At 37.4% G+C, this 22,933-nt stretch carries 23 protein-coding genes; 3 read left to right on the forward strand and 20 right to left on the reverse strand.

The window, feature by feature from the left end; all coding sequences use genetic code 11:
* Positions 1-115: 115 nt before the first annotated feature.
* The 5 genes from DK865_RS01220 to DK865_RS01240 form a co-directional block, all read right to left on the reverse strand.
* Positions 116-1,078, reverse strand: a complete 963-nt coding sequence (locus tag DK865_RS01220; protein ID WP_109391024.1) for a tyrosine-type recombinase/integrase — start codon at positions 1,076-1,078, stop codon at positions 116-118.
* Between the two features lie 131 nt (positions 1,079-1,209).
* Positions 1,210-1,671, reverse strand: coding sequence for a hypothetical protein (locus DK865_RS01225; protein WP_109390953.1), 462 nt, complete (start codon positions 1,669-1,671; stop codon positions 1,210-1,212).
* 377 nt (positions 1,672-2,048) lie between these two features.
* Positions 2,049-3,257 carry a TraI domain-containing protein gene (locus DK865_RS01230; RefSeq protein WP_109390954.1) on the reverse strand — a complete coding sequence of 403 codons (1,209 nt, stop codon included), beginning with the start codon at positions 3,255-3,257 and terminating at the stop codon, positions 2,049-2,051.
* A gap of 276 nt (positions 3,258-3,533) precedes the next feature.
* Entirely contained in the window at positions 3,534-4,457 is a 924-nt protein-coding gene (locus DK865_RS01235; RefSeq protein ID WP_109390955.1) for an ArdC family protein, read from the reverse strand.
* Positions 4,458-4,662: 205 nt separating this feature from the next.
* Positions 4,663-5,553: an integrase domain-containing protein gene (locus tag DK865_RS01240; protein WP_109390956.1), complete on the reverse strand. Its 891-nt coding sequence runs from the start codon at positions 5,551-5,553 to the stop codon at positions 4,663-4,665.
* 887 nt (positions 5,554-6,440) lie between these two features.
* On the opposite strand from DK865_RS01240, the gene DK865_RS01245 reads away from it, so the two are divergent.
* A complete protein-coding gene (locus DK865_RS01245) occupies positions 6,441-6,821 on the forward strand; it encodes a hypothetical protein (RefSeq protein WP_109390957.1) in 381 nt (126 codons plus the stop codon).
* Positions 6,822-6,924: 103 nt separating this feature from the next.
* On the opposite strand, the gene DK865_RS01250 is transcribed toward DK865_RS01245, so the two are convergent.
* The 4 genes from DK865_RS01250 to DK865_RS01265 are packed head-to-tail and all read right to left on the reverse strand — an operon-like array spanning position 6,925 to position 11,205.
* Positions 6,925-8,436, reverse strand: coding sequence for a conjugal transfer protein TraG N-terminal domain-containing protein (locus DK865_RS01250; protein WP_109390958.1), 1,512 nt, complete (start codon positions 8,434-8,436; stop codon positions 6,925-6,927).
* A 1-nt stretch (position 8,437) separates the two neighbouring features.
* Positions 8,438-9,853, reverse strand: coding sequence for an integrating conjugative element protein (locus DK865_RS01255; protein WP_109390959.1), 1,416 nt, complete (start codon positions 9,851-9,853; stop codon positions 8,438-8,440).
* A gap of 12 nt (positions 9,854-9,865) precedes the next feature.
* The gene (locus DK865_RS01260) at positions 9,866-10,807 is read right to left on the reverse strand and encodes a TIGR03756 family integrating conjugative element protein (RefSeq protein ID WP_109390960.1); all 942 of its coding nucleotides are present in this window, start codon (positions 10,805-10,807) and stop codon (positions 9,866-9,868) included.
* Complete coding sequence (locus DK865_RS01265) at positions 10,807-11,205, reverse strand: TIGR03757 family integrating conjugative element protein (RefSeq protein WP_109390961.1); 399 nt, start codon at positions 11,203-11,205, stop codon at positions 10,807-10,809. Before DK865_RS01265 ends, DK865_RS01260 begins: the two co-directional genes overlap by 1 nt.
* Before the next feature lie 341 nt (positions 11,206-11,546).
* Between DK865_RS01265 and DK865_RS01270 the strand changes: the two genes are divergently transcribed.
* The gene (locus DK865_RS01270; protein ID WP_109390962.1) at positions 11,547-12,863 is read left to right on the forward strand and encodes an NIF family HAD-type phosphatase; all 1,317 of its coding nucleotides are present in this window, start codon (positions 11,547-11,549) and stop codon (positions 12,861-12,863) included.
* Between the two features lie 212 nt (positions 12,864-13,075).
* Here the strand turns inward: DK865_RS01270 and DK865_RS01275 are convergent, their stop codons facing one another.
* From DK865_RS01275 to DK865_RS01315, 9 genes are read right to left on the reverse strand one after another with little or no spacing between them, the layout of a single operon-like run.
* Entirely contained in the window at positions 13,076-15,766 is a 2,691-nt protein-coding gene (locus tag DK865_RS01275) for a conjugative transfer ATPase (protein ID WP_109390963.1), read from the reverse strand.
* Positions 15,766-16,167, reverse strand: coding sequence for a TIGR03751 family conjugal transfer lipoprotein (locus DK865_RS01280; protein WP_109390964.1), 402 nt, complete (start codon positions 16,165-16,167; stop codon positions 15,766-15,768). The genes DK865_RS01275 and DK865_RS01280 overlap by 1 nt, the downstream gene beginning before the upstream one ends.
* A 9-nt stretch (positions 16,168-16,176) precedes the next feature.
* On the reverse strand, positions 16,177-17,592 hold the full coding sequence (locus tag DK865_RS01285; RefSeq protein ID WP_109390965.1) for a TIGR03752 family integrating conjugative element protein: 1,416 nt from the start codon (positions 17,590-17,592) through the stop codon (positions 16,177-16,179).
* Between the two features lie 3 nt (positions 17,593-17,595).
* On the reverse strand, positions 17,596-18,390 hold the full coding sequence (locus tag DK865_RS01290) for a TIGR03749 family integrating conjugative element protein (protein ID WP_109390966.1): 795 nt from the start codon (positions 18,388-18,390) through the stop codon (positions 17,596-17,598).
* Positions 18,390-19,046, reverse strand: a complete 657-nt coding sequence (locus DK865_RS01295; protein ID WP_109390967.1) for a PFL_4703 family integrating conjugative element protein — start codon at positions 19,044-19,046, stop codon at positions 18,390-18,392. Before DK865_RS01295 ends, DK865_RS01290 begins: the two co-directional genes overlap by 1 nt.
* Positions 19,033-19,419, reverse strand: a complete 387-nt coding sequence (locus DK865_RS01300; RefSeq protein WP_109390968.1) for a TIGR03750 family conjugal transfer protein — start codon at positions 19,417-19,419, stop codon at positions 19,033-19,035. Before DK865_RS01300 ends, DK865_RS01295 begins: the two co-directional genes overlap by 14 nt.
* Before the next feature lie 8 nt (positions 19,420-19,427).
* Positions 19,428-19,796, reverse strand: a complete 369-nt coding sequence (locus DK865_RS01305) for a TIGR03745 family integrating conjugative element membrane protein (protein ID WP_109390969.1) — start codon at positions 19,794-19,796, stop codon at positions 19,428-19,430.
* A 36-nt stretch (positions 19,797-19,832) separates the two neighbouring features.
* Positions 19,833-20,069: a TIGR03758 family integrating conjugative element protein gene (locus DK865_RS01310; RefSeq protein WP_109390970.1), complete on the reverse strand. Its 237-nt coding sequence runs from the start codon at positions 20,067-20,069 to the stop codon at positions 19,833-19,835.
* Entirely contained in the window at positions 20,066-20,377 is a 312-nt protein-coding gene (locus DK865_RS01315) for an integrative conjugative element protein, RAQPRD family (protein ID WP_109390971.1), read from the reverse strand. The genes DK865_RS01310 and DK865_RS01315 overlap by 4 nt, the downstream gene beginning before the upstream one ends.
* A 360-nt stretch (positions 20,378-20,737) precedes the next feature.
* On the opposite strand from DK865_RS01315, the gene DK865_RS01320 reads away from it, so the two are divergent.
* Entirely contained in the window at positions 20,738-21,508 is a 771-nt protein-coding gene (locus DK865_RS01320) for a phosphoribosyltransferase family protein (RefSeq protein ID WP_109390972.1), read from the forward strand.
* Positions 21,509-21,943: 435 nt separating this feature from the next.
* Here DK865_RS01320 and DK865_RS01325 read toward each other — a convergent pair whose 3' ends face one another.
* Positions 21,944-22,150, reverse strand: coding sequence for a hypothetical protein (locus tag DK865_RS01325; RefSeq protein ID WP_228407705.1), 207 nt, complete (start codon positions 22,148-22,150; stop codon positions 21,944-21,946).
* A gap of 41 nt (positions 22,151-22,191) precedes the next feature.
* On the reverse strand, positions 22,192-22,932 hold the full coding sequence (locus DK865_RS01330; protein WP_109391025.1) for a TIGR03747 family integrating conjugative element membrane protein: 741 nt from the start codon (positions 22,930-22,932) through the stop codon (positions 22,192-22,194).
* Position 22,933 lies beyond the last annotated feature (1 nt).

Consider the following 22,933-nt stretch of genomic DNA (forward strand, 5'->3'; position numbering starts at 1 on the left):
TTGAAACTCTTAAACTAAACAGTCTTGTTCATACCAAGGCTGTTTTTTTTTATTTGTCACTTTTACTTTTTTTCCTAATCACTGTCAAATCTTGATACTCCTCCTGTTATTTTCATCACATCAATTCCGCTTCTAATATATCTCGCAAGTTATCAACACTTTCATCAATGTATTCTAATGTCGATGTAATGCTGGCATGTCCTAATAGCCGTTTCACAACATAAAGATTACGTTCTGGTGATTGCATCATATGTGTTGCGACGGTATGTCGAAAGCGATGTGGTGATATGATAAAGTTACATTCTGCTGATAAGCGTTTAAAAAATGAGCGTAATGGATATTCGCCCATGATCTTGGGATGTTTCTTTCTTTTCATTAAATCAAACCACCCAACATTGAACACTTGATCTGTCGGTTCAACGCCTACCTTTTGTGCTTCTTTCACTAAATTTTCTAGTGATGGGTATAATGCGGAAACAATCGGTACCCGATGTTCACGGTGATTTTTAGCCCCCTCCTCACATAAATGGATCCATTTCTCTTCGAGATTAATATCATTCAATCTAATATGCAGAAGCTGCCCTTGGCGAATGGCGGTATAACGAAACACATTCACGACCGTCATCCAAAACCACGCTGGATATAATGCATTTTTTCGCCCATCACACACGTAGCCATAATCTTGCTTTTCTTCAAGTTCTAGATAGTGTGTCATACGACGATACATATCATCCATCTGTGATTTAGTTAGAACCTTTTTCTTTTTAGCCCCTGCACGAACAACCGTACCATTAAAAGGGTTCTTTTTATGGGGCAATAACTCTTGTTCTATTCCAAAATTAAACAATGCCCTCATATGAGTCACTTTATTGTTCCAAGTTCTACTTGAACGCTTATTATCACCTAAAACAATATGTCGCCATTGCAGAACGGTTAATTGATCAACCTGAGCAGGTTTTAACGACGTAAATTCTTCAAATGTACGAAGAACCTTACGGTAACTTCTCATTGTCGTAGGACGTAATAATTTATAATAAAAATACTGCTCAATAAGAAACTCAAAAGTGATGTCATCCATAACATGCTCATTTACAACAATCAGTAAAACACGACAATGGGTGCTGTTATCGCTGATACAAAACGAACAAACCATCAAATAACAACCATACAACTTTAAATGATGACTTTTTTGTTGCTCCTGTTTAAAAGTCATACCATTACCTCATCAAGAGATTTCACTCCATCAAGAGTGCGTAACCATCTAGGTGCTCGCATTTCAGCAACAAAATAATTAATTAAATCATTCAATAACCAGATAAGACTTTTGCCCTTCTCACTTGAAAAACCTAATTCTGCAAGAAATTGAGTCAGCGTAATGCAATGCTGGCAAAGTTCAGTACATTCAAAATCAAAGCGAGGAAGGCTTGGCGGTGTTTTATTGGTAATAAAACATTTCACCAAATGGGGAGGGATAGGCTCATCTAACGTCGATTGCAAGAGTGTTAAACAGGCATTAAGCCGACAACATAATGCCATTTGAAGTGCAAGATCATCAAACTTAATCAATGCATCGACAAAAGTATCGCAATAATCAACGAGTGTTATGAAATCTGTTGTGGAATCGAACTGAATAGTAAGTAATGGATGAGTTGGGTTAGGGGTTGTTGCCATATTTAGGCATCCTCAGTGAGTAGTATTAATTTCCACCACTGGAGAGGCTAATCTCATGGGTGGTGGAACTGAACAAGGTTAGCCTTACCGACCTCACTGACGTCGGCGCGTCTTTCGACGCCCTCATCCAGCCCACCATTGAGATGTAGCAGAATGCAAACACAAAATGTAAGTGCATTGTGTGTTGTCAGTGAAGTATTTTTCAGGAGGCTAATCCCGACACCTGATTTTGCAGGTGCGAGTGAAAGATACCGTGATTAATCAACGGGAGCAAGACTGTTTTAGTGGAATTACTATTATTATTTTCTATCGCTGATGGATATTTCACCAAACAATTTAATAAGCAAATAGCACGCAACAAATTCATTGCAAAATCTTTATACGACAACCAGTAATGGATTTTCAGCAGGCTTATTATTGCTTGTGAATATTTTATTTGCTGGAATTAAGTAGCCACTTAATTTTTTAAATTGCCCTTCTAATAATTCATTTTGAAAGAGCCGACAAGTAAACATATTGCCTCGATCATGACGATGATATTTCAGTCTCTCAAAGGCTTTTTGAAGCTTACCTTTATCTTGTTTAGGCAATTTCATTTCAGCTAAAAACACATAAAAAATATTGGGAGTAACGATAAAAACATATCCTGCAATAATATGAATTTGTGCATTAGGTTGATTTATAGAGAGATGAGCATTCACGCACCCCTCAATTAGCCACTCCCAAAAGGCATCACCCATATCGGTGATTTGATTATCAGCCTGGTGTAATTGCATTTCTGGTATAACGGTAGGCGCTCTTTTTTCTAGCGATATAGTCTCTGATAACACATCACTTTCAGGCAATGATATCTCACGTTGAAATGGTGCAAGTGTTAAAGCAACAGCTTTAGAAATAATTTCGTCCACGATGCCTGTTTGTTCTCTAAATCCTGTTAAATACATTGATAGCGCCTCAAGCGCTTTAGGATATTGGCTTAACCAATTTATTGCATCGGGTGAAATTATTTTCCATGCAAGCATCGCACCAAAACATCTCTTTTGATTTTGTGATACTTCAGAGATAAATCGAAATCGATAAGGCTCTGTTAATGCCTCCTGCAATGGAAACCATCGTTTTCCACTTTTGAATTCAACGTCAAAATGACATAAATATTCCGCACAAGAAAACAACGAGGCATAAACAATAACAGCATGCCATACTGTACTTTGTTCAGCTTGTTCCTCTGGTGAGGCACCAATAGGAAACATGTAATTTTTAGACAACTTAGAGGTTCGTGTTACAACTTCAAGCATGTAATCAGTCATTCCGCCTAAATAATTATAGGCTCCCTTTTCACTTAATGGGAGCTGTTGCATTAAGAAAACACATTGCTCTAAGGGTATTTTATAAAACTGGATATAAGCCTCTTGAGACAAAGAAGATGAACTCCAAAGTGATTTTAATAATTGTTGACGATGAGATGATAAGAGAAGCTCGTCTAATGATATGGGTAAAATAGAGTTTGGTGGAGTTTTTGAATTTATTTCTTTTTTAATTTTTTTGAATAAACCTATTCGCTGAAAACGTAATTTCAGATTTAACATATAAAGTTCCATTTATGATAATAAGCTTTAATAAAATAAAAAATGCTATTAAATAATAGATATTTAATATAAAAGTTAACCCAGTATAAAATTCATATTAAATACTATTTTTCGCTTGTTAACTTTCAATTTAATGACGGTTAATTCACAGGGTAGAACACACGGAACAGTATGAAGCTATTTGATCTTTGATTCTGTTAGCGAAAGATAAAAAGGCTTCCTAAAACGGAAACCTTTTTAGATTTATTATCGTTATATTACTTAGTCAAATAATAATTATTTTTTATTTGTATTTAATATTAAATACTCAAATGCCTCCTTGGCATATCGAGCTGCTCTAAATATGGCTTTATGATCTTCTTTAAGTATTTTTAACCATGATGCAATATAACTTTCATGTTGCAAATGACCTTGAATACCTAATTCAGCACATAAAAAAGCCGATCCAATTTCTGCAATAAGTTCCTCAAAAGCATAAACTGGGTTACTCATTTTTTGAGATAACAGAGCCATTATTCCTTTTCTAGCAAGTCTTGAACTATGACCTGTTGAATGCACCAATTCATGAAGTAATGTGCAATAGTAATCTTCCACTGAATGAAACTGCCCCATTTCTGGGATAACAATATGATCATTTTTCGTGTGATAATAAGCACTATCTTGATAACGATGTATCACGGGTACACTACTACTTATCACCACACTCTCCGCTCTATCAATACGTTCAACATCAGGAAGAACGGGCTTTTTAGCATAAAAATGCTCTGGCAAATTTTCACATTGTTCAATATTAAAGAGATGGAAACGTGCCATAAAACAGCGTGATGAATGAGTTAATTTATCTTCAGCCTCTGTTGCCTCACTATCTAATCTATCTTCAGTAAAAGGTTTAAATAACGTGACTAATGTAGATTTTTCACCTCTGCGAACACTACCTCCTGCACATCTTGCTTGATTAAACGTCAACCACCGATTTGAATTAACCCCTTTTTCAATCGCTCCTAGCCATAACAGCATGACATTAATACCACTGTAATATCGTCCCGTTGCTGCATTAACTGGTAGCCCTTCATTTTCTGTATCCCAAGTTTTACGCCAAGGTTCTGTTCCTTTTTCTAACGCTTCGATAATCTTATTTGTCACTATGTGATAAAGATCGTTTTGCTGTGAGGATGTACGACCTATTAATTCCTTTTTCATAGGCAATTCCTGTTAAAAAAAGGGAATTGCCACCAAATAGGGAAGCAATTCCCATTTGGGGTGAAATAAAGAAAATTGATTTAATGAATATTGCAATCGCCCTAAGGCATTCCTTTCAGATTGCGGAAATATTGGCTGTTGTTATAAACAACGAATTAACGGGTAAACGTTATTAATTTGATGTGCTATAAACAAGTTTGTTTTATTAATCATTAATATCAAGTTTATTGTAGACACGCTCAACATAACACCCTCGCCCATCACCATGTCCTAAATCCATAGAGACCATTGCCTTAGCTTCATCATCGCTCATTCCATTATTTTTATGATAATCCATTGCATTCACTGCCCACGCATAGCGTAAACTATGAGGTGCATATTTACCTGTTAATCCAGCATTTCTGACAACATTTCGATAGCGATCTATGGCAGATTTTAAATCGGGTTTATCAATCAATTTACCGTTAGATTGGGAAGCTAAATTCAAAGCTTGATTGACGACATATAACATTTTGTCACGATCAATAATGGTCGTATCTCTAGGTCTTCCCCCTTTTGTACCAAAAACAACACGAACACTTTTCTCACCTTGGATCAGAGCGCGTTGCCATGTTTTTAATGACTTTGCTGACTGTATCGCCTCTTCGGTGCGTAACCCAAAACAACGTGCAAGTTGCATGGTCATTGCAACTCCCACATCTTGCTTTTCTACATGATAAATAGCAGATAAATACCGTTCTTCGCTAATAGCCACTTTCGTGCCATCACGGCTCGCATTTGATAAACCAAGCGCATGATTACTTAGCTTCTCATGTTGAGGTGAGGCAAGCTTTGTTCTGCCAGCAACCGCTAAAATATTCCTAATGCCTGCCATTTCGTTTTGAAGTGTTCTTTTGGAAATGCCTTCTTCCTGACGGCTTTTGATATAAAGCTCGATATGATTTGTTTTGATATGTTTTACATCACGAATTTGAATATTCAGTTTTGCCATTCTATCGGCAATACGAGAAGCGAGTTTCAAGCGATCCGCAACGGTTTTAAAACTTCCGCCTCCTTGTTTTGCTAATGTAGTTAATTGTTTGCTTAATTTGGACAAATAAGTCCTCCACAATCCTATTTTTATATATAAAACAAAACTCCCTGACGGCATGGTTATATTTTCACTTTAGCGGGTATCTGTGCATCAGGGCGACAATAAGTTGAGTTTTTACGAGGCTCCCCAGCTCTCAGAGCTGTTCGCGGTATAAACCGTCCTGATAAATAAAATCAGACTACCTCCATCTATCAGCTTTCGCTGATATTGCCATCGATACCGAGCTAATTTCTCCTTTAATTTATCGAGTGAGTTGTCCTTAATATTGTCACTACGAGTGTGTCAGACTGTAGTTATCATTGAAAAAGTAGATACCATAAGCCAAAACGTGCTGTTTGCGCGTAGCGTCACTTGGTATCGCTTACGCTTTTACACAAGTGACGCTACATCGCTCCTATCGCTTAATGCTCCTCTTGCAGATGGTTTTATTACATCAGTCATAACAGAGCATCTCAAATAGCGCAGGTGGCATCTTCATTGTTCGTATTATCTTGCGTTATCACCCGAAGGTATCATCTCTCAGATAATGATGATGTGAGCTTGCGATTGCCCTAAGGCGCTTCTTTCAAATCGCGAGTGCAATAATGAGCACAGAAGCATTGGCTGTTGTTAAAACAACGAGGTAATAATTGAAGAGTAAACGATAGGGATACTTAGTAGGTAGGTTAAATTATTTTCTCAATACTCCATATTAATTTTATTAAAAAAGGTCAATTAAATATTTCAAAAAAACCATATACAAAAAAACAATAACAATTAATTTAATTCATTTGATTTATTAAATATTAATTTAAATTTATTCTTGAATAAATATTTATTAATGTTAAAAATAAAATCGATGAATTTATTCTATTTTATCTATCCATATAAAAATTTATATTAGAGGTTTTATGACAGATATTAATGAAACGAAAAAAAAGAGTTTTTGGTTCTTTGATGGATCTGATTTCTTCGAGTTTTTAAGAAGAACGATGTCTTTAATTTCCCCCTCTATGGTTGTTGTCTTTATGCTATCTCTTGGTGCTTTATTTAGTAAAGACAAATTCGGAAGTGATTCATATCAATATAAAATCCTTATAGGCGGTGTAGTCGTCTTTATTACGCTAATTATTTTAGCTATTTTTCACGATTTACATAAAAATTACAGCAAGGTGAATGTTAATTACCTATGTAAACTCATTATTGGAACTGCAACCATGTATTTATGCGGCGCAATCATTTATGTTAGTGTTATCAATGCTGAAAGTATGTATTCTTTAATAAAGGGTTAATATCTATAAGTTCATTATTATTAATTTTTTTGTAGATAATAATGGAGCAAAATAATTATATCATTTTATTTTTTGCTCCATATTATTCTGATAAATTAAACAATTATTTTTTTATAATACCCTTTTTAACCGCATCCATCATTGCCAAACCACCTTGAGAACCTGCTTGTTGTGTACCTTTTGAACCACTTGAAATAACTGAAGACACCGCAAATCCAAGATTTACGCCACTCCAACTTACGGCACCAAACCAGAAAAGCGGTAACACGATATACATAGCGCCAAGCACTAAATTCATGATCCAACCATCAGAACCAGTACTTGCTAACCAAATATTAAAATCACCGCGATACCCTTTGTAACTCGCATATAGTAATTCAATCAATTTATCATCTAACCAACTAGCTAATGCCCACCAAAACGGCACAAATAGCCATGCGAACATCACAAAGGTAAGTGTAATAATTATTTTGGGTTCATAAGCACTCAGCAACAAAACCAGCGGAATAATGATAACCAAAGCCATTAGTAAAATCGCATGGATCATCGGTAAACTTTGGCGCAATGCATCAAAAGCAGGTAGTTGTGTCGTTTGAGCTAAGAATGTCCCTAGACTGCTAATAGCCTGTTTTATTCCTGTATCAATACTTGTGCTTTGCCCTTGCTGGTTGCCCATCATATAAGTGTCACCACTACTGGCTAAATGGATACTTTGAGGACTCACTAACCAACGTAATAATCCCTCTTCCCAATTATCAGGTGACTTGGCTTTCATCATATTAATGGTGCGTGGTTCGAAATGAGCTAATAAACGCTTTTTTAAGCCTTGAGTCGTCGAATTCCACCATGCTTTACATGTTGGGTAACCGCCACGACCGACATTGGCATATCCGCTATCTCGATTTTCATTATAGGACCATGCTTGTTGGGGGGATGTTGCGGTGTAGTAATCGTAATAGCCGATTGTATTCAAAAAATAATCAGAGCCAATCCAATTAGCACCCTCCATTATTTGAGGTGATAATCCAGAATGAAGATTTTTTAACTTATAATATGCTTTGACATAGCATTGATTCGCAAACGCTTGTACTTCTTGGCGAAGAATAGGATCTATTAATTGAGTATTCTGTACTTCAAAACGTAGCAATCGAAAATCATTACTACAAGGGATCGTCGCGATAGTTGCATGCGTCACGCCTTTAGATAATGAATGAACTAGATACCACCACAAAGGTACTTTTGCCGTTTGTCCGTTTAATTCTGCGATTAGCGTGCCATACCCAGAATCCGCAGGTATCGGCACATTAATACTACATTGCGCCGAACGAGCACGATCAAAATGTAATGTAGAAACATTGATTTCCCACAGAGGAACAGTGCAAAATATCATCACTATAAACGCAACATAGAGCGTATTTTCCATACGCGATAAGACTAAAATCCCTTTATTACCTTCATCCTCTCCCTCTTCTCGTGCTTTTAACCAAATCCCTGCAATTTTAATCGCTAATGGAAGGGTAAAAAGACCTGTTGTGGTAATGAGCATCCACAATGAATTATTAATCAGCCAAGCCATAAAAAGTAATACAAGTTCAAGATAACTCTCTGTCGTCATCTTAATGATCTACCTTCTGATTTAGCTGATAGATTGCCTTATCACTTTGTATGATGGTCTGATGAACACCATTTTCAGCATCACGGCTTTCTTGTCGGCTTAACACCATTAACAGCGTGTTATTGCTAATAGATTTACGAATTTCCATTTCATTTTTTAATGCCAAAATTTCTCTATCGAGGAAAGCAAGACGGCGATCCGTTTCTTCTAATGCTATTTTATGCTCAGCAACATGAGGTTCTGATTGTCCTACAATCAACATTCTTCGCATACCAAGTGCCGTTGAAATGGTATCTGACATTGCCAATTCACCTGCCAAACGTTGTACTAATGCCACATTATCAGGATCCTCTTTTAGCGCTTGAATAACGCCTCTTGATACCGCTAAATCGCCTGTTTTTAATTGTGCTAAATTTGTCGAATTTGGCTTTAAATGCCCATTCACAAGCTTAACTAATAGAGCCATGTTCTTTTGTGTCGTTTCTTCAAGCATCGGTGAAAAACCAACGCCTACCGTTGACGTACCTGATTTATTTTCTTCGCCTCCGCTACGACATTCTTTTGTTTCAGAACAAGTGCGGATCGCCCTATCTCCCAATACACTCACAACCGCTTTCGCAGCTTCGTCACTGGTTTTATAACGTCGGCAAAGAGAGCCTTTGCAAGCGGACTCATTAACCGGATGATGGCTTGTGATGGGCTGTTTATTCAGTATATTAAAACCGGCTTTTGCTAAATCATAAGTGGGCTTAATCGCAGGCTGACCGATACCGCCTCGCTTTTTACCACCAATCCACCTAACACCTTCTTTCCCTGTTGAGGTTTTCAATTGATTATCGGCACTGACTGCATCTGATGTGGTTGCGACAACTCGTTTAAACTCTTCTCCAATAGCGGACTGCGTCCATTGATTTGAATAGGCATAATCCGCCATTTTCTGCGACATTTTTTGGCAATTGAGTTGGGCTTTATCGAATGAAACACTAGCTTGTAATACACCGTTAGTGAGCAACTCATAAAGACCAGGATTAGCACGCTGAATAATCATGGCAGGTAAACTGGCAACAGCACCCGTAGCGCTATTGATGACATTGCTCATCATATCTTTAAAACCACGCGTGGCACCATTTAGCTGATTTTTAACTGTAGTATTGATATCAAAATTACCGCACATTAAGTCGCTATTCCAACCCAGACCAATACTGAGTTTTTGCATATTACTGTGACTCGGCGGTTGTGAAATCACCGTTCCACCGCCTATGGTATAAAATAAGTAATCACTAATTGCCCCTTTCATGCCTTTACTGGAGTCCGTGCTGACAACATGGCTATCGACCTCAAAAGTAGCAATAGCAGGAAAACTCAAGGCAAAATATCCCACCACAACACGGCTATAAAGCCAGCTTTTATCTTTCATACACTTTCCTTGTTATTGAAAATTAAAGCTATACAGAAAAAACTGTCCTCGACGTTTACAGCATTTGTAAGGTTGCCAAAGTGCCCACGCATAACCGCCATCATTCGCAATAGGTTGAGCATCATCAGGAAAAGTAGAACAAGAAGAGGACGTTGAAGGCGAAAGTCTTTGCCATTTGTGATTACGAGTGCCTCTATTTTCAGTAACAGACTCTGGCGCCCAATATCCATGATAAGAATGGCTTATTAACGGTTGATAAACATGAAGCTGTCCGGTTCGTGTCACAATATCAATAGCCCGTTGAGCCACAACCGCCGAGGCTTTGTAGTCATTTACTTGTGTCACAAAACCACTGCGAGGATAAATATTGCCCCACATATTGCCTTTAACTGTGGAGCCTATTTCACGCATATTTGGGATCAGCGCTTCGGGATAAAGAGATTCAGGCAAGCCAGAACGCCACATCAACCCATCGAGTGTACTGAGAAAGTAAGGCATAAAAGCATTAATTGGGCTAGAACAAGCATAATTTATTTGCCCCATAAATTGCCCAAATATAGGAGACGCTAATGCAGGATGCCCAATCACATCCGCATTTTTAAAATGTAGGTTATTTTTATTTCTCACTCGTTTTTGTTTATTAGCACCGCCACCTTCAGCAAAGCCCGATATTCCTATTCCTAATGATGACATTTCTGCCCATGGATTGCTTCCTGTTTGGTCGTAACTAGAAACAACCGCATTAGGAATATAGTGACTGACTTTTACTGATGTTTTTACTGAGCACCCAAATGGTGTGCAGAATAGCCAGTAACAGATCCCCATAATTTTGTATTCCAAACAGTGTGGTGATAATGCACTTGCAATAATTTGAGCTGAGTTAATCGCGTTTGCTGATATGGGGTGAAAAGTAAGACAAAGTGCAAACACACTAAACTGCTTTAATCGCCCCATTATTGGTGCTCCAAAAATTCAGTGAGATGTTTTTCAGCCAGAACAACATCTGTTGTGCCATAAACCACATAGCGATCATCAAAAACAACCGCAGGATATTTCGCGAGTTTCAATGAATAAGCGTGAAGAACACCTTGATAAGCTTGTGTGATTTGTTGCTGTTTTTGTTGCCAATTTGCTGACTGAATAATACTTCTCACTTGCTGTTCTGCTTGCTTGGGATCACGCGATAAATCATTAAATAATTGCTTTTGAATAATATCAGGTGAATCCAAATAAATAATTTGGTTATCTTCAGTATTAAGTAAAGGAATATTGCTATCAGTGTAGATAGTAGTTGATGCAACTGATTGAGTTGAAAGCACTAATAATAAAATTAATAGTTTTGGTGGTTTCATAAAGCACCCTGTAAAAAGAAAAGGTATAGGGTGCTTATATTTAATTATTAAAACATTAATTAATCAAAACTTGGTAATTTAAAGTTAATTTTAAAAAACTAGTTAACTTTATATGATTAAGTACATATAACTAGGTATTATTGCCAAATAAATTATAGTTATATTTCTAAAATTGATACTTATGTTTTACTTCGTAAATTTTCATTATGTTATATTTATAAGAAAATGATAGAAAATCATTACCACCTAAAAAAGAATGTAAACTATCACCATCTGAAATTATTAAAAAAATGTAAGTAATAAATCATACCTTACATAACAACTTATAAATCAGGATTTTTATGAAAGCTATAATATTTGATTTAGATAATACTTTATTTAAAACAGACCATTGTCAGGTGTATCTTCGTAGCAAAGCAGGAAGATCCGTCATTCCACAATTGATTAAAGATGGTAAAGTTAAAGTAAGACCTATAAACGATAGAATAATTAATTTTGTCAATAAACTAATAAACAATAAAAATTGCGATGTCTATATTTTTTCTGACTCACCCAAAAATTATTGCTTAAGTATTTTAGAGTATCATAATGTCAACATTAATAGTGATAATGTTTATGGAAGTCAACATAAACCAACAGCAGAAGATAGTTATATATTAGATAGTTACAAAGATGTTATTATTATTGGTGATAGTCCAAAAGATATTTATTTCGCACATATAAATTCAGCTATATCTGTACTAATTGGTAATTTTAATGAGAGTGAAATTAATTATTATAAATTTTGGACTAAGCCAACTACTATTATTACAAAAAAATTACAATTAGAATCATATATTGAACTATTTTTATCAGATTCTATTCAATTCTCCAAACCAGAAATTTCGACTAATTATATTACCGCAGATCCTAACACAGCAGATATTTCTAGTTTAAATTTAGATAGGATAGGATATTCTTTTGAATATTGGCCTAACCCAAATGATTGGGGAGATGATAGCCATAAAAAAAAGGTATGGTTTGAAGTCCAACGTTCAATAAAAGTTAGTAAGTATTTAACAGAAACAGAAATTGAGGAAGGTAAAGCAGTATCTTTTTATAATCAAAACGGAACAATAGGAGAAGGAAGGCCATTTCGTAAATTAGCTTATAGTTATTATTTAGAATTTAAAAAATGGCTTCTTAGTAATAAAATCAGAGGAAGAATTTATTTAGTTGCAACACCAAGCTCTGTACCTTTTGAATGTAATAAATCATCACCTATACAAATATTAATCGATTTATGGTCTACATATGCCTTTCATAATAAAGATGAGCTTGGTTGTGAAATAATCCCACGCGCAATAGTAGAAAGATTTTGGCCAACAAAACCTGCCCATATGTCAAACGGAAGAAGAGAAATAGAACCACATTTAGAAACATTAGGCATATATTCAGAAGCAAAAAAATTCGAGGACCCAGATGCTGTTATTATAATCGATGATGTTGTCACCTCAGGAACTCAAATGAAAGCAGTTGCAACTCTATTATCTGAAGCTGAAATGTACCCAGCAGATACACCAGTTTATGGCTATGCATTAGTTAAAACAACTCGCCCTAACTCAACTCTTGAAGAGCTACTTCATGAATTTAGTAATGCTGAAAAAGGTGGCGCTTAAACCTTAATTAAAATACTTTTCTTGCGACCAAAACTACCTACGTCCAATGTTAGATATAGATAGTTTTGGTCACCGTATAATTATCATCTACCCTTTAATTTTTTATTCTTATCGCGATAAGTTAAATTTACTTTTAATTCCATTACGTAATAGTTAGGATATAAAACAACTCTAGCACTAAACAAATATTCTTATAATAACTAAATATAATCTCAAACTAACCCAACAATCCCCCTCACCTCATCCAACCTTACAGCTATCCGTTTAGCCGCCTCTAGTTCACTAATGCCATGCTCTATCATCAGTGCTTTTCGCTCTGCTTTTTCCTCTTTTTCAGTCATACCTAGTGCGAGGTATAAACTCGGAGGAACGGCACGAAATAAGGCTTCTATACGGCTGGCGAGGACAACGCCCTCGGTATAACAACAGGGGGTTTTGGTTGCTGATAACAACATGGCTTTTTGTTCTGGTGTAAGCTTTTTAAATCGAGCGATTTCTTCAACTTCTTCAGGTGGCATCACTAAACACAACCACCACTCAATCATATTCAACATCTTCTTTGACGTAGACGGAAAATCCTCTAAATTTTGAGTCGCCAGCCATAACCATGCCCCCAATTTACGCCACATTTTGACGACTTTAACCACATAAGGGGCAAGTAATGGGTTAGTGGTGATCATATGGGCTTCATCCGTGGCAAAGACTATTTCGCGTTCTAAAAACTGATCACGTTCTGCAATATTATTAATGGTGTTGACTAATGAGGTATAAGCAACAGCTAAAGGGGCTTCATAGCCTTCTCTGGCCAATGTACCAAGGTCGATTAATGTGACATCAGCTTCTGACCAATGTTGTCCTTCTCGGTTAAATAACTCACCTAAAAAGCCTTGCATAAATACACTCAGAGATTCCCCCATATTTTGGGCTCTGGCTCGTCGTATATCAGGGCGCTCTTTATCTTTCGCAAAGGCATAAAAGGTATTTTGTAAATCAGCGGTGATCATCTGCCTACCTTCATTCCATGCATTGTTAGCACTTACTAAAATGGCTTCTCGCATCATGCCTCTATCTGCACGTTCTAGCTTTGCTTCCTCTTTTGCTTCACCACCGGTTATCATTAATCGCGCAACAATTTCGAGTTCGCCTAAAATATCTCGCTCATCTACTTCGTCGGTTTCATCTGCATCAATAACCTCACTGAGCTCATCTTCATTGATAAGCTTAGCCGTAGTTTCAATAAGCTTATAAGCGTCAGCAAAAGGCGCTAATGAAAGCCCACAACCCGGTTTAATGCTAAGTTTATTCACACTCAAACCTAACTCAGCACAATAATCAGCAAATAGCCCAAATGAATTTCCTGCCTCGGCAATAAATAAGCGAGGTCGATGAACCGCCATAAGTTGAGTAAATAGACTATTGAGTGTTGCGGACTTACCTGAACCCGTAGGACCAAAGAGCACCAAATGGGCATTTTTAGAACGATCAGCACTATTTAAAGGATCGAAAGTCAGCGGTGCGCCACCACGATTAAAAAAGGTAAATCCTGCATGACCGGTTCCCGTATCACGACCAAAAACAGGTAACATATTGGCAATATGTTGAACAAAAGTCAGTCGGGTATACCAATGCTTTTTATCTAATTCAGGATCAAAGCACATAGGCAAAGCACGAAGATAAACATTCAATGGTGCAATATCATAATCAGGCTTTATTGGTTGTAGCCCTGCATTTAGCAATACTGAGGTTATATGGCGTTGATGACTGTTGAGCTCTTTTAAGGTTGCGCCTGATAAATAAAACGTCATACTCGCACGATAAAGTTTATGTCGTTCACCAAGATAACTTTTTGCTGTTTGAGCATCAGCACGCACTCTGGCTGATTCACTGTTTTCGCCTATTGCATTTTTCGCAAGATGGTTAAAACGCTCTTCCAGTTCATCCTGTGGTTGTACCACTAATGTCATTGATATCACTGTGCCTTGTGGTAACAAATCCATCAACGCATTTATATTATCCCCTTTGCGCGTTTCTCCTGTTAAATGCCCTACAGTAGGCGCTCGACGAAGCCTATCAATATTAATGGCTTTATGAGGGCGATTATCAAACCACCAAACGCCATTTTCTACATCTGCTTTAGGCGGTGTAAACATCAATGTTTCGCTAAAATCATTGAATATCGGGAGCGCACTGTTGACAGTGTCAACATGGGTTGCCGTGCGATAGAGCGTCTCTTTATCAACCCAATCAGGCTCAGGATTAAACCAACGTAACAGCCATGCATGAATATCTTCACCCTTTTGCCTAACCGTAGTAATACCAGCGCCTAACAGCGCAGAGCATAATCGCTCACAAACTTGATTGAGTTGTTCTTCCGATGAAAAAGGCTCTATTGTATTTGGGTTAATATAACGATAAATCACCATACGTGTGCGTCGTTGCTGACCACGCCATGGTGCTCCTGTTACTGCCTTATCAACAAATAAGCCTTGGGGTACTGCAAGCCCTTGCATATGCCGTTCAATAACCTGTAAATATGTCGTTGTAAAAACAGAGTATTGCGCCCATGGTTTAATATATTGACGTAATTTATCGAGATATTCCGAAGGTTCGGCTTCATCTTTGCAAAAAAATTGGATTACCCAAGGATGACTATCGCGCTCTTCAAAACTGTCTTGAAAAGCATCTTCCACAATATCGCGAATTTCTTCTAATCTTGCTTCTGTTCTGCCCTCAGTACCCACAGGGATCACTTCAAAAACCGCCCCCACAGAGACACCATCATCCAACAATAAACATTGGCTATTGGGTAAATATTCAACCCAAGGGAGAAAATCAATAAATGAGGCATAATTAGGATAAAGTGACTTCACGGCTTGTTGTGTTAATTTACCACTCTTTTTCATCAATAAGCCTCCAATCGCTCGTTGGGTAAGGCATATTGCACTTTGCTATAAAAAGGAAAAACCGTGCTATAGCTGGGAATAGGCGTAGGCTCAGAACCCACAAAATGGGGATAAATATAGATAACCATATCGGGATTAGGTAAGCGAGGGAAGTGATGCTGGATATGCTTTTTAGCCTGTTGGATCTCACTCTTATTGATAAGATGATTAGGCGGATTATCTGATCCTAGTAAGCCTCGCTGAATGGCTCTTTCTTGTCTTTTTTCTGTTTTTATTTCACCCACTTTGCTTTGCCAAATATCACGCATAGTGCTGTTTCCTGCAGGTAAAGTCTCCTCTTTAGAAGTACTGCAACCCGTTATTAGTAATATCATCACTAACGATAAATGAGTTCCTTTCATTAACCATCCTTAGTCCAATTCATTTTGCTGGCTTATATCGAAATCGTATTTAACTTTACGTCCTTGCGCTTCATAATCGATAGGAATAGCACGAGTAATATGCACCGCAACTTGTGCACCAGGAGGCACATAAATCGCATCAAACATTTGGCCATATCGTGCTTTAACCCACTCTGCGATTTCGTTGCTTCCTCCCGATAACGCTTTACCTAATACCGCCTTTCCTGCATTCCCCGTTAATGAATTCATCACTGATAAACCGTCACTTGCTTTTGTGGTTTGGCTTTCAGCCATCATTGACGATGCAGCACTACTGGCAGAAAGTGCAAATAAAGTCGGTAGATAAGTGGAGGCATTACTTTTACGAGTTCCAGAAAGGCAAGGCACGCCCTGTTCATCAGAGAGCCAACCAATACTGCCACCTTGCGCTTTATCATGGCGTCCATCTGTCGATGTTGCTGATTTAGGTACAGTCCGAATTGAGCCATCTTTAAACACAAAGGTAATGGAATGAATATCACCACGGACGCAAGATAATACCCAATCGCCTGTTGCCGTACCTGAAACCACAGCACCTTCAACATCAGGTAATTCAATACCATTTGCGGTGAGATTTTCCTTACCAATAAGAATTTTAAAAGGATAGGGAGCGGTGACTTTACCCTCTATCGGCACTCGACCAAGTAATGCCGTCATCGCTTGGCTTCCCATCAACGTGGCATTTTCAGGTAAGGTATAAACAGGATGTTCTGTAACTTGAATGTGTTGTTGTTTTTTTGCAGTAAGATCGAGCTTTGCTTTTTGTCGGCTGATTTCATTGTCTTCTAATTGACGAAAAGAGGTTGGATATTGAAATGTCGCAGCGCTATTTATTGATTTGGTATTATTTTCATAAGCTATCCCCTCTAAGGGATCAATCCAAACCGTTGTTTGTTGATCAGTTTGCTCAAGCGCTAAACCAACGGGTAATTCCGTCTCCTTTGCCTTAATATTTTGTTGTTCATTGATTAAAATATCCAATAAATCAGCCAATCGTTGCTGTTCATGATAAAGCGTTTGCTGGGCTAAATTACCCTCCTCTTGTGCTTTCATTACCGCTTCATGAATACGACTTTCTACATTGTCACTTCTGTTTTTTAACTGCGTATTTTCAGTCAATAGCGCCTTACTTTGTTCCTCTAATTTCTCCTGATTTATCTGTATGGCTTTCATTCGCCCAAGTAAAGTACGCAAAGTATCCTGCGCAGTGTCACCTTCAATGCCCAGAATGCGTAATTCTTCTTGTGTTAAATCTATTATAGAGGAATGGTGAGTTGTCTCTTGTGCTGATTGAGTGTCATCGCAAGACTTTACGCTTACCATAATCACGACCAATGACACGACTGGAACAATTATCTTCAGCAAGATATTTGAGCTTATTTGCATAACTTAATCTTCCTTTATAGTTAATTCAGGAAGAAAAGCATTCTCTAAACGCCCTTTTGCCACCAAGTAAACAACAGTGGTATCTTCTGGTGTTCCCTTTGCACCTAACCAACTATGTTGAAAAGTTGCGCTATAAAAATCACCTTGTAGATCTTTAGGGTTAAGCAATACCTCTTGCGCTCGCTGATTACGTAAACTGAGCGCCACTACGCTGTAGCTTTGCAATCCCCATGCACCTAATGGTTTTATCTCAATACTTTCACTTGGCAGTAATGAGGTCAGTTTTTCGGGTGATGGCATGGCAAGAGAGTGCACACCTATCAATGGCTCAAGCGTGCGAAGAGGTGCATACAAACTTTGTGAAGCGAAACGGGTTAACGCAATAGGGATCGGTGGTATTTTTTGGCGTTTATTCGTGACCATATTTTGCTGTTTGGCTAACGTTTCCTCTTGTGGGTATGCCAATTTCACCGGCTCTAAGGCTTCTTTTCCTTGTTTGGCATTGATATCTAATAAAATCATCTCTCCATTTTCAATATCTTGAAGCACTAGACGAGTATAAGAAAACGGCACTTTCGCCAGTAAATAAACGACACCGCCAGCACTTTGTACTCTCAGTTTTCCTTTTAATTCAGGTGGAAAACCGACTCGCACATTGCGTTCAATAAACACAATACGCTCTTCATTTACATGCAAAGCGACTTTTAAAGGAATACGTTCCCACTTCATTAATTCAACAGCTTGAACGGGCAAAACAATAAAACAGAGCAGAAAAAATACGTGTTGTTTCAAGCACATTAATGAAGCCCTCCTTTCTTTTCATCCTTGATAGTGGGAACAACTTCTAAACGTTGAGGAATATCGAAAAAGCAGTCTAATGCGAGACCAAAGGGATTGATTTCAGGGTTCTTATCCCAACGAACGACCTTTAAGGGATAACGAACTAATGAGCGTTTAACCGGTTCTGCATTCACATACTCATCAGTGACTAAATCAAGTCGAACACGCCAATTATTGCGATCAACAATCGTGACACTTTCTTCCTTATAGCCTCGTTCTGGGATTTCAGATACACCACGAACGCGATCACGAGATTCCCCCAGATCTTTACGTTGTTTCGCATCTTGCTGTAATAGCAGTTCACAATTTGGCGTTAAATATGCCGATAATGAATTGATCCGATAGGGATAATCCACATCGCCATTTTTCGTCCAACTATTGAGTTGTTGAAAGATATAAAAGCTAAAAGCATAGACGGTTGGCGGAGGGATTTCCCACCAAGCCCGAGTGCTTCCCGAGCGTAAATCAGGCGGATTATGAATAGTTAAATGTCGAGGTGATGTGAGCCAGCCAAATAAAGCGAATGCGACAATAAAACAGAGAGTGCCACATATTACTCTTAATGTTAGAACATGATGATCACGCGCATTGAGTGCATTCTTAAATCGGCTCATATGACTCCTTATACTGAAAAGTCACCGAGCGTAAACGCCGTAGTGATAACACTTGGCTACGACAAATTAACCTGTTTGAACCCACACCACACGAACTTAAAAACCACTCTATACGGCGATAAAGATAGTTTTCAGGTTTGCCTCTTTTAAAACGCGCCAGTAACCTTCCCCCTAAAATAATCGTGATTAATGGCATTAATAAAGATACGGTCGGCAAGGCTACCCAACCTAAAAAAGGCATGATGGGAATAGCAATAATCAAGCCACTAAAAGCACTCAACAGTGCAGTTATTCCTAACTCTGGCGTTGTAAAACCGCGAAAAACAACAGGCTCGGCATTTAATCTATCAGGCATAAACTCAATTGTCGGCATATCTTTCCTTAGAGCAACACGGTTGCTGCTTTTGAAGCTAACCAAATCACGACAACAATTAAAATCACACCGACAACACAAAGCATGCCAAACTTTGCCCACGTTGCTTTACCGTCGCGCACTTCAGCAAAAGTGGCAATAATGGCATTGCCAACCGCTAACATCGCCACAGCGGAAAGAATTAAACCACCAAGCACAATACCATCATTAAGATAGCCCGAAATTTGCCCATAAAAGGTTTTGTCTGTACTGCTTTTAGGGCCTTCCACCGTAGGTAAATCAGCCCAAGCCATAGAGCTACCTAATAATAAAAGCGAAAAAACACGAATAAGAGAGTGATAGAAAAAACGTAGAGAAAACAATCCCTTTTGATACATAGAGATATCCTTATATAAAGTGAAAAATACCCAATACTATTGGGCAAATAAAAAGAGACTGATAACAATCAGCAATACAGTACGAATAACAAAGCGGATCAGCCCTTGCTCTGTAATACACTCCGAAGCATATCCTTGATAAACATGCAGTAATCCCCACCCAGACCATAGCAAGAGTAATGCAATCAGAATCCCAACAAATAAAGGATGCAGTGATGTCGGTGCAACATTGCCACTCGCAATGTTGAATGCATTAATTTGTGCTTCACTCATGGATGATGCTCTTGCTGATATTGTGCTGAGAAAGGGATTAAAGCGCTTGGCTGGGCGCGAGAAGGATAGAGATAGTGTTTAAGTCCTTGGCGTATTACCTCAATATCCTGTTTGATTTGTTGGTAATCCAAGTAGAAACGAGCGGGTTGTTCACGTTTAAGGGCTTCAACATTAGCGGAGGCTAATCTCGCATCAAGGTAATCGAGTTGTTTTATAGCTAAAGCAAGTTCATTTGATTCAGAAGCATAGGCTAATGGTGTTATTAATATCCCCAATAAACACCACGTTCGTATTTGAACAATTCGCATAAGTAGACCTTCTTAGATACTATCGTATAAAAGAAGGCAGAGTGGCAGGAAAAAACTGGCTAAGCAGTAGAAAAACAGAAATGGGAAAGTGGAAGTTTTATAGGAAACTAACGCCTCACTACGTGAGTTGTTTAATCCCTTCCCCATAACGAATAAATTCATCATGGGGAAGGGATTTTGATTTTAATAATTATTACATTTTAAAATATATAAACTTACTTCCATTTAACTTAGTCAATTAAATTTAAATTCTTAATATAAAAATATTTCTCTAAATAATATATTGCCTTATTTGAATATGGCTCTGCTATTTTCTCTCTGTTATACTTTTCTTCTCTTCTAGGACTGGTATATGTATTTATGGGATTAGTAATTAAAGAGCTATGTGTTATTGTCGATCATAATTGCCCCGAATGGCTAATAACCCAGCCTGAAGGGAATCCAACTATTGATTATACTAATGGCTTAAAAATTTATGCTATTTTTAAAAGACAATTTCTTTCAGGTAAAAGAAGACGTAATAGAAGGCAACGTCAACTGGGAGATAACTGCCCTTTGATTTATGCTTTGAAAAAAAAGGATGATTTATATACAAATATTTCTAGCATAAAAAAACTCAATGATAGCTTCAAAGTTATTTGCAATAAATTTATGGAATTAGAACCTAAAGGATATCAATTAATAATATCAATGCCTTCAGCCCATAATATTAGCCATATTATCGCAAAACGTTTAGCAAAAAAGTTTAATGCCACACATTTAACTGATATTTTAAGAAAAATAACAGTCGATAATGCTTTTCAACTTCTCGATAGAGCGGATGTTAATATTGAAGAGGCTAAAAGTCTTAGTTTCAAAATTAAATTACAAGCAAAAGAAGTTGGACTTAAAGGAGGGTTTTCATTAAAAAGTATCCCTACTGAATTTAGGAATATATTCCCACCATTTGTTTTAAGTACACCATCATCATCCAATACTGAAAAAATAAGAATATTGCTTGTCGATGATCTTATGGCTACAGGAACAACATTAACTACAGCTAGAGATATCATTGCACAACAGTATCCAAACGCCATTATACATGCTATTTGCCTATTCAGCTCAATAAAACGGCAAAACAAAAAAACTTGATAATATCAAGATAAACGGGTATAAAGGCGCTATAGAGTGTGCTTGAGTCTCCCCGCTCTTAAAATCCAGATGAGACCCGCGTAAGCACCTGACTGAGGTCAGCTTGTAAAGAGCAAGTATCAGTCGATTAGGCAGCGGCTAATCCTTCAACACACATTGTTGTCGTAGAGAAATATCAAAAGGAGAACTTAGGTTCTCCTTTTACTTTTTAATCTTATGTGAAAAATTAACAAAGTATTCTTCCTTTCAAATTTCGTTACTACTATTTATCTCGTCCTTTATACATACTTCTTAAAACTCTCTGCTATTACAAAAATAGTCATCCCTATTAAAATGTTGAGTAATCAGAAACTAATTTTGTAATAAAAACACACTTGTTACACCATAGATATACAAAAAGAGAGCCTAAACTCTCTTTCTGCATCCAATAAATATTTATTTTATTGATTTCAATAAAGTATTAAAAACTTCATTCTGCGATGCTCTGATCTTTTTTCCTTTTGGAGTAATAAAAGTCACTTTTTTTCCACTACGACTACAAGCCGTACTAACGGTACTTCCATCTTCTCGAGTCTGAATAATTTGCGGTGTTTGGAAAAAAGAAGGTTCTGGTATCACTGATATTCTTTTTTTCATTACCATGCTCATTCCATCGCATTTTAATTAATAAAAAGGAATAATCCCTACAAATACTTTTTAAAGCTCCCTACTGTCACAGAAATAGCGATCCCTATCAATAAGATAGATGGTAACAACAAGAAGTTCGGATAAACTGCAAATGGCAGTGATAAATACAATACACAAGGAATATAAATTGCAGGCTTGATTATTCGCTTGGCATGATGATAAAGAAAACTCGATTCATAAGCTGCACCATATCGACGTAAATCACGTCTGACCAAACCATCAACAACAGCGACTATTATCACCAAGATAAACAATGGAATTGATAGCACGAGGATCGTGACTCGCATCATCACTATTTGTAAAACAAAGAATGTTGCCAGTAAATATTGTTCTCCTATTTGGAACACTTTTATTGCTCCTACATTAATCCCATCAGTAACACCATTACCTGTTTTTATGGCGGATAATGGCATCTTCAGCAAACTATCCTGCATTCCTTGTGAAAACTCCGTGATCCAATGAATTACTGTTATCACTGGTGAGGATAAAAATACGCTTTGTGTAAAACTCTCAGCAAAATAAGTTCGTTCAATTTGCATAATTTGATAACTATGTTGTGCTCCCTCTTTCTCCCAAAAGAAGAAAATACCGATATATTCCAATACCAAACTAAACAAAAGTGAAACCAATAAAATGCCAATAATCTGCCAAGGTATATCCCACAATAATATGGTAAAAAAGCCACGCTTTTTTAGTGATGCTGGCAATGGTGTTGATGATGTATTTAACTGTGACATA

It is taken from the genome of Proteus cibi (assembly GCF_003144405.1).
GTDB classification, from domain to species: Bacteria; Pseudomonadota; Gammaproteobacteria; order Enterobacterales; family Enterobacteriaceae; genus Proteus; species Proteus cibi.